This is a genomic window from Streptomyces sp. LZ34 (genome assembly GCF_053890475.1).
Map to the genome: position 1 here is coordinate 4,331,077 of NZ_CM132680.1, position 15,065 is coordinate 4,346,141.

The following is a 15,065-nucleotide window of genomic DNA, read 5'->3' on the forward strand; positions in this document are numbered from 1 at the left end:
CGCGCACGCGGGGTTGGCTGGCTCTATCTCGGTGGTGCCGTTGTGCGCGTCCTTCTGCGACCCAGCCCGCCGGGCCCGCCAGGTCGACGGGTCAGGTCGACAGCGTCAGCCGGGGGCGTCCGTGAGCATGCGCCAACCGGGCGCGTAGTTGCCGTGCAGGACGAGTGACGCGGCGCCCACGGCGCCGACGGTGTCGCCGATGACGCTCTGCTCGATCGCTATGGGTCGGATGACACGGGCCACGGACGTGGCGTTGACGGCCTTGTCGATCTCCTCCCGCATGAGGGGCTCGATACCGCGCAGCGCCTCGCCGCCGAGGACGATCCGGCCGACGTCGAGCAGGCTGACGGCTCCCCGGGCGGCCTGGCCGATGCGGCGGGCAGCGCGGCGTACGACATCGAGGGCGCCCGGGTCGCCGGTTCGGGCGGCCCGGCGCAGGGTCTTCCAGTCGCTGTGCAGGGAGTCCGGGGTGCAGACCAGGCCGATCCGGTCGGCCGCGGGCCGCCCGTGGCGGCGCAGCAGGTCGTCGATGATCGCGGACGGGCTGCAGTAGGGTCCCAGACAACCCGTGCCGCCGCAGTGGCAGACCCGGTCGCCGGGTTCAACGGCCATGTGGCCGAACTCGCCGGCGTTTCCCGAATCCCCGTGCAGGACGGTGTTGTTGAGCACGATGCCGGCGCCGATACCGGTGCCCAGGTAGACGAACAGGAAGCTGCCGGCCCTGGCCTTGCCACCGATCCAGCGCTCCCCGATGGCGGCGGCCGTCGCGTCGTTGTCCAGCGCGACGGGCATACCGGTGGCCTCGGCGAACATCTCCACCAGGGGCACGTGGCCCCAGCCGGGCAGGTTCGGCGGGGAGACGACGGCGCCCGCGGAGCCGTCGATCGGTCCGGGCGCGGCGATGCCCAGGCCCAGCAGCCGGGAGGCGTCGACCTCCGACCGGGCGACCAGCCGCAGCGCCGCGCGAGCGACGCGGTCGACGACGTCGGCGGGGTCGCTCGGGGCGGTGAGCCGCAGTCGACGACTGCTGATCACTTCTCCGGCCAGGTTGGCCAGGACGATGACGGCCGTGTCGGGGTCGAGGTGGACACCGAGCGCGTACGCGCCGTCGGGGCGGGGGGACAGCAGGGTGCGGCGCTTGCCGCCGTTGGACGGGGCATGGCCGGACTCCGTGACAAGGCCGATGTCGAGCAGCTTGCGGACGACGTTCGAGACGGTCTGGTTGGTCAGGCCGGTGAGGCCGGCCAACTCGACCCGGCTCACCGGGCCGCCGGTCCGGATAGCGTCCAGCACGACGGCCTGGTTGTACCCGCCGACCCGCGGCAGGTTCGTCCCACCGAGCATCGTCACCTGTCGGTCACCTGCCACACCTCATGTCGTGTCGTGCCGTGGTCTTGTCCTGTCGCCCTAGGCCGAGCACCCCATCGGCGTACGCGACAGGGTATGCGCCCGTGCCGCCGTTCGTAACGGAACTTTACATACCGGAAGCATTGACTTCATCCATCAATTGGATTTAGCTATCGCCACCAAGCAGGCCAGAGAAGGCCAGGTCGCAGGGGATCGTCGAGCTAAGCGGCCCGCACGACATGCTCACGCCATCGCGGCTTTCCCTCAGGTTTCGCGTTCCGGAGGAACCACTGTGCGTTCGAAACTCATCGCCGCCGCGGCCCTCACCGCCGCCACCGCCCTGGTCGCCACAGGCTGCAGTTCGGGCTCAGGGAGTTCCGCCAAGTCGATCAAGGTCGTCTACTGGCAGAACCTGGACAGCACGAACAAGCTCCAGGCGAACTTCCTCGCCTCGATGGTGAAGCAGTTCACCAAGGCCAACCCGGGCACCAAGGTGACCCTCGTCCCGGTCACCGCCTCCGAGAACGACTACTACACCAAGATCCAGCTCATGATGCGGTCCCCCTCGACCGCCCCCGACCTGGTCTACGAGGACACCGCCCTCATCAACTCCGACATCGCGGGCGGCTACCTCAAGCCGCTTGACGCCTACACCGCGAAGTGGGCCGACTGGTCGAAGTACGCGAAGGCGGCCAAGGGCGCGGTGACCGGCGCCTCCGACAGCAAGGTCTACGGCGTCCCGGACAACACCGACACCCGCGGGATCTGGTACAACAAGCAGCTCTTCGCGAAGGCCGGGATCTCCGTCCCGTGGCAGCCGAAGACCTGGGCCGACGTGCTGAGCGCCGCCCGGAAGATCAAGGCGAAGCTGCCCGGCGTCACGCCGCTGAACCTCTACACCGGCACGGCCGGCGGCGAGGCGTCCTCCATGCAGGGCCTGGAGATGCTGCTGTACGGCACCAAGGCCGGTGACAAGTCCCTCTACGACGCCGGCCAGAAGAAGTGGGTCGTGGGCAGCAAGGGCTTCAAGGACGCACTGGACTTCGTCCACACCGTCTACGGAGAGGGGCTCGGCCCCGCCAAGGACCAGGCCCTCGGCGCCAACTTCGGCACCACCGTCGGCACCGAGCTGCTGCCCCAGGGCAAGCTCGCGATGGACATCGACGGCTCCTGGATGCCCAACAACTGGGGCTCCTCCAGCGCCAAGCCGTGGAAGGACTGGCAGTCGGTGATGGGCACCGCGGCCATGCCCACCCAGAACGGCCAGGCGCCTGGCAAGACATCGATGTCAGGCGGCTGGGCCTGGTCGATCCCGGCCAAGGCCGACAACCCCGACCTGGCGTGGAAGTTCCTGACGTCCATCCAGACGAAGACCAACTCCGCGAAGTGGAACGCGCTCAACGCCACCATCGCGACGCGCACGGACGTCGCGACCGACCCGACGTACCTGAACGCGGTCCCGACGAACAAGTTCTTCACCGAGCTGGTGTCCTCGACCCACTACCGGCCCGGTCTGCCCGCCTACAACCAGGTGTCGACCGCGATCCAGAAGGCCATGGAGTCGGTGACCACCGGCCAGGCGTCGGTCGCCAAGGCGGCCGACACCTTCGACAGCGACGTGGCCGCCGCCGTGGGCAAGGACAAGACTGTCAAGGGCGCCTCGTGACCACGATGACCACCGCCCCCCGGAAGGCCGGCGACCACCGCCGGCCCTCCGGGGTGCCCGCCCCCGTGCGCTCCCTGCTGCGCGGCCTGCCCACCCTGCCGGCGGTGGTCCTGCTGGCCGTCTTCCTGGCCGGCCCGATCGCCTACTGCGTGTACTACGCGTTCACCGACATGCAGCTGACGGGCGCGTCCGGCACGCACTTCGTGGGCCTGGACAACTTCACCCGGGCCTTCGGCGACGCCGACTTCCTGAACGCGGTCTGGCTGACCTTCGTCTTCGTGATCGGCTCCGCCGTGATCGGCCAGAACACCCTGGGGCTGGCCCTGGCCGTCCTGATGGAAAAGGCCACCAAACCGGTCCGGGCGATCGTCAACGGGGTCGTCATCGCCGCCTGGGTGCTGCCCGAGGTGGTCGCCGGCTACCTGATGTACGCCTTCTTCTACAACCAGGGCTCACTCAACTCGATCCTCGACGCCCTGCATCTGCCGCAGCAGAACTGGCTGTACACGATGCCGATTCTGGCCGTCTGCCTGGCCAACGTCTGGCGGGGCACCGCCTTCTCGATGATGGTCTTCTCAGCCGCCCTCAACGACGTACCGCGGGAACTCCTGGAGGCGGCCGAGATGGACGGCGCGGGCCCCTGGCAGCGGCTGTGGCGGGTCACCCTGCCCGTCATCAGGCGGTCGATCATGACCAACCTGATGCTGATCACGCTGCAGACCCTCTCCGTCTTCGGGCTGATCTACACCATGACCCGCGGCGGTCCCGGCAACAAGAGCGAGACCCTGCCCATCTTCATGTACCAGCAGGCGTTCCAGAACAGCCTCATCGGTTACGGCACCGCCATCGCCCTGGTGCTGCTGGTGGTCGGTGCCCTGTTCTCCGCCGTGTACATCGCGCTGCTCAAACTGGAGGACGACTGATGGCCGTTGTCGCCTCACCGCCCGCCACCTCCGCCCGACCCGGTAAGACCGCCGCTCCGGCGCCCTCGCGACGGCGCCGCTCCCCGCTCGGCCGCCTCGCGGTCAACGCCGTCCTGCTGACGGTGTCCGTGATGTACGTCCTGCCGCTGCTGTGGATGCTGCTCGCCTCCGTCAGCGACACCAACAGCTTCCGGCTGACGTGGCCGTCGGCGTTCACCCTCGACAACTTCGACGCGATCCTCAACGTCGACACCACCTACCGGCCGATGCTCAACAGCCTGCTGCTGTGCGGCTTCGCGACCGCGGTCACCGTGGTGGCGTCGATCCTGTGCGCCTACCCACTGTCGCGCTACCGCTCCCGGCTGCGCCGCCCCTTCCTCTACACGATCCTGTTCTCCACGGGCCTGCCCATCACCGCCGTGATGATCCCCGTCTACAGCATGTTCGTGCAGGTCAACCTCATCGACTCGATGCCCGGCACGACGCTGTTCCTGGCCGCGTCCTCGCTGCCGTTCGGGATCTGGCTGATGAAGAGCTTCATGGACGGCGTGCCCATCGTGCTCGAGGAGGCCGCCCGGATCGACGGCGCGAACACCCTGCAGGTGCTGTGGCGGGTCGTCCTGCCGCTGATGAAGCCCGGTGTCGTCGTGGTCACCATCTTCACCTTCATCGGCATGTGGGGGAACTTCTTCGTCCCCTTCATCCTGCTGCTGTCCCCGGAGAAACTTCCCGCGTCCGTCAGCGTGTTCACCTTCCTCAGCGCCCATGACCAGACCCAGTACGGGCAGCTGTCGGCGTTCTCGATCATCTACTCCCTGCCCGTCGTGATGCTCTACCTCCTGCTGTCCCGCAAGCTGGGAGGCGGCTTCGCGCTCGGCGGCGCCCTCAAGGGCTGATCCCCCACCTCCCACGGCCACAACGGAGAAACATCCCATGCACAACGACCGCGAAGTCACCGAGCAACGACTGGACCGGGTGCTGAACGAACGCATACGGCCGGCCGTCCACGCCCGGGCGGTCCCCCTTCGGGTCGAGGTCTGGGACGTGCCCGGCGAACCCGTGCCGGTCCGCGACGGCCTCACCGCCCCCTACCGCTCCGCCCGGGTCGGCGACCACTGGGGCCCGGCCTGGTCGACCAGCTGGTTCAGGGTCAGCGGCACCGTCCCGGCCGAGTGGGCCGGGCTGCCCGTGGAGGCCGTACTGGACCTGGGCTTCGCCACCCATTCCGCCGGGTTCTCCGCCGAGGGCCTGGTCTACCGCGCCGACGGAACCGCGGTGAAGGCGCTCAACCCGCGCAACACCTGGCTCCCCGTGACCGGATCGGCCACCGGCGGCGAGGAGTTCGTGGCGTACATCGAGGCCGCGGCCAACCCGGTCGTCATGCACACCGGCCCCGACTCCGTCTCCTTCGGCCCCACCTCGGTCGGCGGACGCGCGCCCTGGCTGGGCGATCCGGCCGCCGACCCGGGCGCGCCCCTGTACCGGCTGCGCCGCCTCGACCTCGCCGTCTTCGACCGTGAGGTCCACGAGCTCGTCCAGGACCTGGAAGTACTCGGACAGCTCATGCACGAGCTGTCCCCCGACTCCCCGCACCGCTGGCAGATCCTGCGGGCGGTCGAGCGCGCCCTGGACGCGGTCGACCTGCAGGACGTCGGCGGCAGCGCCGCCGCGGCCCGCGCGGCCCTCGCCCCGGCCCTCGCGGCGCCCGCGAGCGCCAGCGCGCACCGCGTCTCCGCGGTCGGGCACGCGCATATCGACACGGCCTGGCTGTGGCCGCTGCGCGAGACCGTGCGCAAGGTCGCCCGCACCGTCTCCAACGTCACCCAGCTCATGGACGACCACCCCGAGTTCAAATTCGTGATGTCCCAGGCGCAGCAGCTCGCCTGGCTCAAGGAACACCGGCCTGAGGTGTACGCCCGCGCCCAGGAGAAGGCGAGGACCGGCCAGTTCCTGCCCACGGGCAGCCTCTGGGTGGAGCCCGACACGAACATCACCGGCGGCGAGGCGCTGGCCCGCCAGTTCGTCCACGGCAAGCGCTTCTACCTCGAGGAGTTCGGTGTCGAGACCGAGGAGATGTGGCTGCCGGACACCTTCGGCTACAACGCCGCCCTGCCGCAGCTGATGAAGCTGGCCGGCGTCCGCTGGTTCCTCACCCAGAAGATCTCCTGGAACACCACCAACAAGTTCCCCCACCACACCTTCTGGTGGGAGGGCATCGACGGCACCCGGATCTTCAGCCACTTCCCGCCCGTCGACAGCTACAACGGCGAACTGTCCGGCGCCGAGATCGCGCACACCGTACGGAACTTCCAGGACAAGGCCGCCGCCAACAGCTCCCTGATCCCCTTCGGCTACGGCGACGGCGGCGGCGGCCCCACCCGCGAGATGCTGGCCCGCGCCGCACGGCTGAAGGACCTGGAGGGCTCGGCCCGGATCGCCATCGAGAAGCCGGCCGACTTCTTCACCCGCGCGCACGCCGAGTTCGAGGAGAACGGCGGCGCCCCCGTGTGGTCGGGCGAGCTGTACCTGGAGTTCCACCGTGGCACCCTGACCAGCCAGCTCGCCACCAAACAGGGCAACCGGCGCAGCGAACACCTGCTGCGTGAAGCCGAGCTGTGGGCGGCCACCGCCACCGTGCGGCGCGGGCACCCCTACCCGTACGAGGCGCTGGACCGGGTGTGGAAGACGGTGCTGCTGCACCAGTTCCACGACATCCTGCCGGGCACGTCGATCGCCTGGGTGCACCGGGAGGCCGAGGAGACCTACGCGGCCGTCGCCCGCGAGCTGGAGCAGATCATCGACGACGCCCAGCGGGCGCTGGCCGGACCCGGCGAGGGCACCGTCGTGTTCAACGCCGCGCCCCATGCCCGCGGCGGCATCCCGGCGTTCGGCGCCGCACCACGCGCCACCACCGATTCCCCGGTGCGGCCGGTCGCGAACGACGACGGCTTCGTCCTGGACAACGGCCTGATCCGGGTGACCGTCGACGCCGAGGGCCTGATCACCTCCGCGTACGACCTGACCGCCGACCGCGAGGCGCTGCCCCCCGGCGCGCGGGCCAACCTGCTCCAGCTGCACCAGGACTTCCCCAACCAGTGGGACGCCTGGGACATCGACATCTTCTACCGCAACACCGTCCGCGACCTCGTCGAAGCCGAGTCGGTCACGGCGACCGACGGCGGCGTGCGCGTAATACGCGTCTTCGGCGCCTCACGGATCGAGCAGACCCTGACCCTGCCCGCCGGCTCCCGGCGGCTCGTGATCGACACCACCGTCGACTGGCACGAGAAGGAGAAGCTCCTCAAGTCGGCCTTCCCCCTGGACGTACGCGCGGCGCACTCGACCGCCGAGATCCCCTTCGGGCACGTCGAGCGTCCCACCCACACCAACACGAGCTGGGACGCGGCGAAGTTCGAGATCTGCGCCCACCGGTTCCTGCACGTCGGCGAACGCGACTGGGGTGCGGCGCTGGTCAACGACTCCACCTACGGCCACGACGTCACCCGCGACACCCGCCCCGACGGCGGCACCACCACCACGGTCCGCCTCTCCCTGCTGCGCGCCTCGCGCTTCCCCGACCCGGACGCCGACCAGGGCACCCACCGGTTGCGCTACGCCCTGGTGATCGGGGCGGACGTCCCCGACGCCATCCGCGAGGGCTACCACCTCAACCTGCCCGAACGCGTCCTGCCGGGGAGCGCGCCCGTAGCCCCCCTGATCTCGGTCGACCAGGAGGGGGTGGTCGTGGAGGCCGTGAAGCTCGCCGACGACCGCAGCGGCGACGTCGTCGTCCGCCTCTACGAGGCCCATGGCGTCCGTGCCCGCGCCACCCTCACCCCGGGGTTCCCGCTCGCTTCCGCCCTCGTCACCGACCTCCTGGAACGCCCCCTCGACGACCCGGCGAGCCACCAGGTCACCGACGGCACTGTCCGGCTGACGCTGCGCCCCTTCCAGATCCTCACCCTCCGCCTCCGCCCGGCGGCGCCAGTGTGGTGACGGTACGCGCGGCGACGGGCCGTCGGGCCGACTGTTCCGGTTCCGCTCCCGCGGGGCGTGTCGCCTCGTGGGGCGTGTCCACTGCCTGCGGGGCTGGTGCCGGGGCGGCCGGGCGCGGTGGGCGCGCCGGGGCCCTCGGCCCGGTCCGGGTCCGGGTTTCGTCCGCCGAGCGGGGTGGCGGGGCCGCGTTCTCGTCGACCACGGTGAGCGGTCGGGTGACCACGCTGCCGTCGGCGGACTGTGGGGCCAGCAGGTCCAGCACCTCGCGCGGCTCCGGCCGCCGCTCCGGCCGCTTGTCCAGGCAGGCGGCCAGCACCGGCCGCAGCGGCGCCGGGACGGCGGACAGATCCGCCAGTGGGCCGTCGTCCGTGACCAGGACGTTCGACGGCTTCATGTCCCGGTGGACCAGGCCCGCCTGGTGGATGGACTGCAGCGCCTCCGCCAGTCCTGCGCCCAAGCCGCGCACCGCCGCCTCCGACAGCGGGCCGTCGCGGGCGACGAGCGCGCCGAGGTCGGGGGCGGGGATGTACTGGCTGGCGACCCAGGGCGTGGCGGCGTCGGGGTCGGCGTCGACCACCGGAGCGGTCCAGAAACCGCCGACTTGCCGCGCCGCTTCGATCTCGCGGCGGAAGCGGTCGCGGAAAGCCTGAGCCCCGTCACCGCCGCCAAGAGACCACCCGTCCCCGTAAGACCGCTGCCACGCCGCGCATCGGTCTGGCTGCGGCGGCGTATCCGCTGGCGAGTCAGGCTAGGGGATCTCAGGTGTGTTCCTCCGCCGGAGCGAAGTGACCCCCGCCCCGCACCGACTCCAGCATGGCGCCGCAGTCGCGCCATACGACGAACAGCGCGCAGCCGGGCACCACGGCAAGACCCAGCAGCGGGGCCTGGTTGACGAGTGCCAGGGAGACGCCCAGCAGACCGAGGTTCAGCAGCGTGAGCGGCCAGCGGCGCACCGAGGCGTAGCAGGCCGCCAGCAGGGTGTGCCGGGAGACGGTCGGGTTTCCGGCCGGGTCTTGGGCCAGGCCGGCCATGGCAACGACTCCGGAGCTGAGGGCGAGGAGGATCACCACGGTCAGCAGGGGTGCCAGGGCCGACCCGAGGGCAGATCCCCAAAGGGCGGCCAGGTCGGCGGCCGCCACGGCGACCAGCAGGACGAAGGGGGACCAGCCGAGGAACGCCCGGGTGAACAGGCGCCGGTAGCCGCGGAACAGGTCGGCCACCGGCGCCCGCTCGTCCTCGGCGGTGCGCCGGAGGTAGGCGAACACCGCGGCGAGGGAGGGGCCGGCCCCGAGCGACAGCAGGCCGAAGAAGACCGGGTACCGCCAGGGCCGGTGCTCGGCGGCCAGGGCCAGCAGCAGCGGCAGGTTGGTCACCGCCACTCCGAGGTTGACCACCAGGACCCGGTGGACATGGGACCAGATGAGGTCCCACGAGTCGTGGCCGACGTTCAGCCGGATCCGGCGGCCACTCACCGGTGTGCTCATCCCCGCCACCTCACTTCATCCCGCTCGTGGCGATGCCCTGGACGAAGTACCGCTGGCCGAGCAGGAAGACCACCAGGATCGGCAGTACGGACAGCACCGAGCCGGTCATGATCATCGCGTACTCGGAGCTGTACATGCCCACGAACGACCGCAGGCCGAGCTGCACCGTCCACAGGTTGTTGTCCGTCAGGTAGATGAACGGACCCATGTAGTCGTTCCAGGTGTTGACGAAGGTCAGCAGGGCGAGGCTGGCCAGCGCGGGCCTCGACAGCGGCAGTACGATCCGCGCCCAGATGCCGTACTCGGTCAGCCCGTCCAGCCGCGCGGCCTCGCTGACCTCGTCCGGGATGGTCAGGTAGTACTGGCGCATCAGGAAGACGCCGAACGCGCCGAACGCCTGGAGCAGGATCAGCGACAGATGAGTGTTCACCAGGCCCAGCTTCTGCATGATGATGTACTGCGGCACCATGTACGCCTGCCACGGCACCGCGATGGTGGCGATGTAGGCCATGAAGACGGCGTCGCGCCCGGGGAAGCGGACCTTGGCGAAGCCGTAGGCCGCGAAGCTCCCGGTCAGCACCTGTAGTGCGGTGATGACGACGCTGAGGAACAGCGAGTTCCCCAGATAGGTCCACAGTGGGATCTCGGTCCAGATGTCGGAGAAGTTCTCCCAGCGGAAGGACTTCGGGATCCATTGGATCGGGGCCGTGAAGACCTCGGAGTCCGCCTTGAGCGAGGACACCAGCATCCATATGAACGGCACCAGGACCGCGGCCGACAGCACCGTCAGCACCACGTACAGCAGGGCCCGGCCGATGATCCGCCCCGGACCGCCCGGCCCCGCCGGGCCCCGGCGGCGGGGCCCGGCGGGAGCGATGCCGCGGTCACTCGAACGCGACGACTCGGCCGTCAAGCTGTCCTTCGGCAGCACGGTCGTCTTCATCGCTCGTTCCTCCGCTGGAATCGGAACTGGGTCACGGTGATGATCAGGACGATGACGAACAACACCAGGGAGATGGCCGAGGAGTAGCCGAACCGGCCCTGGGTGATGCCCTCCCTGAAGATGAGCTGGGACAGCACCAGCGTGGAGCGGCCGGGGCCGCCCTCGGTCATGACCTGCACCAGGTCGAAGACCTTGAAGCTGGAGACCGTCAGCATGACCAGGACGAAGAAGGTCGTCGGCCGCAGCGACGGCACCGTGACATGCCAGAACCGCTTCCACGCCCCGGCGCCGTCCACCCTGGCCGCCTCGTACAGCTCCGCCGGGATGGCCTGGAGCCCGGCCAGATACAGCACCATGTAGTAGCCCATGTCCCGCCACACACTGGTGATGATCACCGCGGGCAGCGCCCAGTCTGTGTCGGTGGTCCACCCTGGCGGGTGTGCGATCCCCACGGCCTTCAGCAGCTGGTTCACCGGCCCGGCGTCCGGGCTGAACAGCATGTTCCACACCACGGCCACCGCGACCAGCGAGGTGATGTAGGGGAAGAAGAAGGCCGTGCGGAAGAAGGCGACACCGCGCAGCTTCTGGTTGAGCAGCACCGCCAGGCCGAGGGAGGCCGCCATGGTGAGCGGGATGTGCCCGGCCGCGTACCAGGAGGTGTTGGTCAGGGCCGTCCAGAAGTTGTCGTTGTCCCACATCCGGCGGAAGTTGTCGAACCCGATCCACTGGGGGGTGTTGTACGAGTTCCAGTCGGTGAACGACAACAGCAGCGTGGCGACCACCGGGACCAGGGTCAGGGCGGCGAAGCCCAGCAGGTTCGGCAGGATGAAGCTCCAGCCCACCAGCGCGTTGCGCCGGCGTCGCCGCTTGAGGGCCGCGGTGTTGGAGGTCTTGCCGGGGCCCCCAGCGCCGGAGGTCTTGTCGAGGGCCGTAGTCGTAGCCACGGCTGCAGCTGTGGCCGCAGCCGTGGCGCCGGAGATCTCGCTCATTCGACTTCGGACTTCACGCGGGATTCCATCTCCTCGATGCCCTTGTCGATGGACTTCTCGCCGGACATCACCAGCTCGTGCTCCTCTTTGAGGATCTGGTCGATGTCGGAGGACTTGGGGCTGACCGGCATCTCCAGCGCGACGGTGTCCGGGCTCATGGCCTTCTTGGACAGGTCGTCGCTCGGCATGCCCTTGACGCCGAAGAAGTTCTTCATGACCGCGTCATCCGTGTAGGACGGCACGACGCCGACCTTGGCGATCGCGGCCGCCCCCTTCGGGCCGGAGGCCCACCGCACGAACTTCTTGGCCGCCTCGGAGTTCCTGGCCTTCTTGTTCACGGCGAACGCGGTCGGGGAGCCGAAGGTGACCGTCTTACCGTTCGCACTGGTCTGCGGCAGCGGTGCCATGCCCCAGTCGACGTCGTTCTTGCCGTCGGCCGTCAGCTGCAGCAGACGGGCCGCGAGCCAGGTGCCCATGGGCACCATCGCGGTCTTACGGGTGGAGAACATCGCGTCATAGGTGGTCTGCTGGGTCTTGGCCGTGGCGAACGGCATCACGGCTCCGGCCTTCTGCAGGTCCAAGGCCGTCTCGTACTGCTTCTTGAAGAATCCGTAGTCGCCGCTCAGCTGGTCCCCGCCGGTCTGCGCGGCGGCGATCGCCTGCACCACCGAGCGCCACGTCTGGTGGTAGGTGCCATAGACCTTGGACGAGCCCGAACCGGTGGTGAGCTTCTTGGCCAGCTCGGCGTAGTCGGACCAGGTGAGCTTGGACAGGTCCGCGCCGCTCTTCTTGAGGAGGTCCTTGTTGTAGAAGAGCACCCAGAAGTCCTGCCGGTACGGCAGGGCGTAGTACTCGCCCTTGAGGTCGAAGGCGTCGAGGCCGGAGTACTTGGCCTTGTTCAGCTTGTTGACGTCGGTGGTGAGCGACTGGAGCTGGCCGCGCGTGCCGTAGCGGGCGTAGTCGGTGACGTTCTTCATGGTCAGCACATCGGTGTTGTCACCCCCGGAGAGCATGGTGGTGATCTTGTTGGAGTAGTCGGCGGAGAGGATGTCGACCGGCTGCACGTCGATGTCCGAGTTCTCGGCCTCGAAGCCGTCGATCAGCGCCTTGAACTCGGGGGTCTTCTCGTAGTCCCACACCGCGACCTTGACGATGGTCTTGCCGTCGGCGGTCTTGCCACTGCCGCCGCTGCCGCCGCAGCCGACGGCGAACAGGGACAGCGCGACGGCCGCGGTCAGGCTTCTGACGGGACCTTTGCGGGTGCGTATCACGGAAGCGGCTCCTTGATGAGGGCTGTGTTGCGGGGGGTGCGTTGCGGGGTGCGGGGCTCGGGTGCTCAGGCACTCAGGCCGAGCGCCAGCGCCTCCGCGGTGATCTCGGATTGCAGGGGCTGGCGCGCGATCCACCGAGCCAGCTCGTCCATGGCGTGGTCGGTGAGGCGCCCGATCTCCGTGCCGAGCGAGCCCGCGATATGCGGGGTGATCATCACGCTGGCCTGGTGTCTCAGTGGCGAGTCGACGGGCAGGGGCTCGGGGTCGGTGACGTCGAGGATGGCGAAGAGGCGTCCGGAGGCGCACTCCGCGGCGAGCGCCTCGGAGTCGATGAGGCTGCCGCGCGCCGTGTTGATCACCGTCGCGTGATCGGGGAGCCGACTGAGCTGGTCGGCGCCGATCAGGTGGCGGGTCTCCCGCAGTGCGGGAGCGTGCAGGGACAGCACGTCGACGCGCGGAAGCAGTTCCTCCAGCGGGACCAGGGTGGCGCCCGCCCGCTTCACCTCCTCCGCGTCCGCGTAGGGGTCCGCGACCAGGCAGGTGGTGTCCCCGAGGACCTTGAGCAGGTCGACCACCTTGCGGCCGATCCGCGAGAACCCGACGACCCCCACGGTCCGGCCGAAGTTCGACAGGTCGCCGTACCCCGTCACCGTGCCCCAGCCCTGATAGGCGCGTTCCTCGTCGGCGGCGAGGAACGGGGCCTTCTTGCCGGCGAAGATGATGGCCGCCAGGGTGTACTCCGCGACGGGAATCGCGTTGGAGTCCGCGCCGCTGGTCACCCGGATCCCACGGCGCCACACCTCCTCGCCCACCAGGCCCCGCACACTGCCGGCGCAGTGCAGCACCGCCCGCAGCTCGGGGGCCGCGGCGACCCGCTCCGGCGTCAGCGTGGGCGCGCCCCAGGACGTGAGCATGACCTCCACACCCGCCAGGCGCGCCCGCACCGCCGGATGGTCGAGGTCGTCGGTCCAGACCGGGTCGCCCAGGGTCACCAGGTCCGCCAGGCGCGCGAGCCGGGCGGAGTCGAAGTGCGCGTCGAAGCTCTGCCTGCTCATGACGACCAGCGCTGTGGGCTTCGTCTGCATCGGGCGTCGAGTCCTTCCCTCGGCCGGTCTGGACCGGCACCGTTGCCATCTGACGCGAAGTCGTATGTCTCGCTAAATACCGTGTTGTGTCGAAGTTGCGTCGAACACATCGGAACTTGCCGAACACGTTGGAACAGGGATAGTGGTCAGCAGCACAGATCCGCCATAGATCGAACACAACCGAAGCAAATCGTTCAGACTCGAACAGGTCATTGACCGAAGGGGCCCGATGAGCGCAGACCGACCTTTCGCCCTTCAGCGCAGGGAACGACTGATGGACGAGTTGCGCCGGCACGGCACCGTGCGGGTCCGTGACCTCGCCCGAATGCTCGACGTCAGCGAACTGACCGTACGGCGCGACATCACGGCCCTGGCCGCCCGCGGTCTGCTCACCAAGGTGCACGGCGGTGCCACCCTGCCGACCGACCTCGACCCGGCCCCCGCCCGGCGGCCCCGCCCCACGTCGACGCCCTTCACGATCGGCATGGTCGTACCCTCCCTGGACTTCTACTGGCCGTCGATCGTCAGCGGCGCACGCGCGGCCGCCGCCGGGCTCGGCGTCCAGCTCCAGCTGCGCGGGTCGAGCTATGACCAGGCCGAGGACCGCCGCCAGATCAGCCGGCTGATCGAGGCCAAGCAGGTGCAGGGGCTGCTGCTGGCGCCCAACCTCGAGGGCAAGGGCGTCGAGGAGATGATCGACTGGATCGGCAATCTGCCGGTGCCGACCATCCTGGTGGAGCGGCAGACCTCGTCGTGGACGCCGACCCCGCGCCAGCTGGAATGGGTGCGCAGCGACCACGCGCTCGGCCTGGAACTGGCCGTACGCCACCTCCACGAGCACGGCCACCGCCGGATCGGTCTGGTGCTGTCCAAGGGCAGCCCGCACTCGGCCCACCTCACCCAGGGCTGGCTGAAGGCCTGCGCGGAACTCGACCTGCCCAGCGAGTTCGTGGTCCGCGAAAGCGTGGCCCTCGACGAGCCGGGCCACCGGCAGATCATCGAGGGCATCCTCGACCGGTGCCGCGGATCCCGGATCACCGCGCTGATCGTGCACAGCGACCCCGACGCGATGTCGATCGCCCAGTACCTCGCCGAGCAGGGGGTCGCCATCCCGGACGACATGGCTCTGGTCAGCTACGACGACGAGGTGGCCCATATCGCGGAGCCGGCGATGACGGCCGTCCGCCCGCCCAAGGCCCGGGTCGGCCGGGTCGCGGTCGAGATGATGGTGTCCAGGCTCATGGAGGGCAAGCGCCGCCCGGCACAGCGCGTCCTCATCCTGCCGGAGCTGATCCTCCGCGACTCCTCGGTCAGGCGGGCCCAGGCCCTGTGACGGCGCGGCGCGGGCCGGCGCCGGAGGC

At 69.5% G+C, this 15,065-nt stretch carries 11 protein-coding genes and 1 pseudogene; 5 read left to right on the plus strand and 7 right to left on the minus strand.

Translation table 11 applies throughout. From position 1 onward, the window contains the following. Positions 1–105: 105 nt before the first annotated feature. The gene (locus ACWY4P_RS16930) at positions 106–1,344 is read right to left on the minus strand and encodes an ROK family transcriptional regulator (RefSeq protein ID WP_456212947.1); all 1,239 of its coding nucleotides are present in this window, start codon (positions 1,342–1,344) and stop codon (positions 106–108) included. Positions 1,345–1,639: 295 nt separating this feature from the next. Here ACWY4P_RS16930 and ACWY4P_RS16935 point away from each other — a divergent pair, with 295 nt between their 5' ends. From ACWY4P_RS16935 to ACWY4P_RS16950, 4 genes are read left to right on the plus strand one after another with little or no spacing between them, the layout of a single operon-like run. Further along, positions 1,640–3,013 carry an extracellular solute-binding protein gene (locus tag ACWY4P_RS16935; RefSeq protein WP_456211379.1) on the plus strand — a complete coding sequence of 458 codons (1,374 nt, stop codon included), beginning with the start codon at positions 1,640–1,642 and terminating at the stop codon, positions 3,011–3,013. A 5-nt stretch (positions 3,014–3,018) separates the two neighbouring features. After that, positions 3,019–3,936, plus strand: a complete 918-nt coding sequence (locus ACWY4P_RS16940; RefSeq protein WP_456212948.1) for a carbohydrate ABC transporter permease — start codon at positions 3,019–3,021, stop codon at positions 3,934–3,936. Further along, positions 3,936–4,832, plus strand: a complete 897-nt coding sequence (locus ACWY4P_RS16945) for a carbohydrate ABC transporter permease (protein WP_456211380.1) — start codon at positions 3,936–3,938, stop codon at positions 4,830–4,832. Before ACWY4P_RS16940 ends, ACWY4P_RS16945 begins: the two co-directional genes overlap by 1 nt. A gap of 37 nt (positions 4,833–4,869) precedes the next feature. After that, a complete protein-coding gene (locus tag ACWY4P_RS16950) occupies positions 4,870–7,932 on the plus strand; it encodes an alpha-mannosidase (RefSeq protein WP_456211381.1) in 3,063 nt (1,020 codons plus the stop codon). A gap of 355 nt (positions 7,933–8,287) precedes the next feature. Here ACWY4P_RS16950 and ACWY4P_RS16955 read toward each other — a convergent pair. The 6 genes and pseudogenes from ACWY4P_RS16955 to ACWY4P_RS16980 form a co-directional block, all read right to left on the minus strand. Then, positions 8,288–8,581, minus strand: a pseudogene (locus ACWY4P_RS16955) (protein kinase domain-containing protein); the annotation flags it as partial. Between the two features lie 109 nt (positions 8,582–8,690). Further along, positions 8,691–9,416, minus strand: coding sequence for a DUF624 domain-containing protein (locus ACWY4P_RS16960; protein ID WP_456211382.1), 726 nt, complete (start codon positions 9,414–9,416; stop codon positions 8,691–8,693). Positions 9,417–9,426: 10 nt separating this feature from the next. After that, positions 9,427–10,359 (minus strand): carbohydrate ABC transporter permease, encoded by a 933-nt coding sequence (locus ACWY4P_RS16965; RefSeq protein WP_456211383.1) that lies wholly within the window; start codon positions 10,357–10,359, stop codon positions 9,427–9,429. Further along, the gene (locus tag ACWY4P_RS16970; RefSeq protein WP_456211384.1) at positions 10,356–11,303 is read right to left on the minus strand and encodes a carbohydrate ABC transporter permease; all 948 of its coding nucleotides are present in this window, start codon (positions 11,301–11,303) and stop codon (positions 10,356–10,358) included. Before ACWY4P_RS16970 ends, ACWY4P_RS16965 begins: the two co-directional genes overlap by 4 nt. 41 nt (positions 11,304–11,344) lie before the next feature. After that, positions 11,345–12,619 carry an ABC transporter substrate-binding protein gene (locus ACWY4P_RS16975; protein WP_456211385.1) on the minus strand — a complete coding sequence of 425 codons (1,275 nt, stop codon included), beginning with the start codon at positions 12,617–12,619 and terminating at the stop codon, positions 11,345–11,347. 65 nt (positions 12,620–12,684) lie between these two features. Continuing rightward, a complete protein-coding gene (locus ACWY4P_RS16980) occupies positions 12,685–13,704 on the minus strand; it encodes a hydroxyacid dehydrogenase (protein ID WP_456211386.1) in 1,020 nt (339 codons plus the stop codon). A 274-nt stretch (positions 13,705–13,978) separates the two neighbouring features. On the opposite strand from ACWY4P_RS16980, the gene ACWY4P_RS16985 reads away from it, so the two are divergent. After that, the gene (locus ACWY4P_RS16985) at positions 13,979–15,037 is read left to right on the plus strand and encodes a substrate-binding domain-containing protein (RefSeq protein WP_456211387.1); all 1,059 of its coding nucleotides are present in this window, start codon (positions 13,979–13,981) and stop codon (positions 15,035–15,037) included. Positions 15,038–15,065: the final 28 nt, after the last annotated feature.

Coding starts and splice junctions, on each gene's coding strand:
- ACWY4P_RS16965 (WP_456211383.1), bottom strand. CDS start 10,359: ATGAAGACGACCGTGCTGCCGAAGGACAGCTTGACGGCCGAGTCGTCG.
- ACWY4P_RS16950 (WP_456211381.1), top strand. CDS start 4,870: ATGCACAACGACCGCGAAGTCACCGAGCAACGACTGGACCGGGTGCTG.
- ACWY4P_RS16945 (WP_456211380.1), top strand. CDS start 3,936: ATGGCCGTTGTCGCCTCACCGCCCGCCACCTCCGCCCGACCCGGTAAG.
- ACWY4P_RS16960 (WP_456211382.1), bottom strand. CDS start 9,416: ATGAGCACACCGGTGAGTGGCCGCCGGATCCGGCTGAACGTCGGCCAC.
- ACWY4P_RS16930 (WP_456212947.1), bottom strand. CDS start 1,344: ATGCTCGGTGGGACGAACCTGCCGCGGGTCGGCGGGTACAACCAGGCC.
- ACWY4P_RS16985 (WP_456211387.1), top strand. CDS start 13,979: ATGGACGAGTTGCGCCGGCACGGCACCGTGCGGGTCCGTGACCTCGCC.
- ACWY4P_RS16980 (WP_456211386.1), bottom strand. CDS start 13,704: ATGCAGACGAAGCCCACAGCGCTGGTCGTCATGAGCAGGCAGAGCTTC.
- ACWY4P_RS16940 (WP_456212948.1), top strand. CDS start 3,019: ATGACCACCGCCCCCCGGAAGGCCGGCGACCACCGCCGGCCCTCCGGG.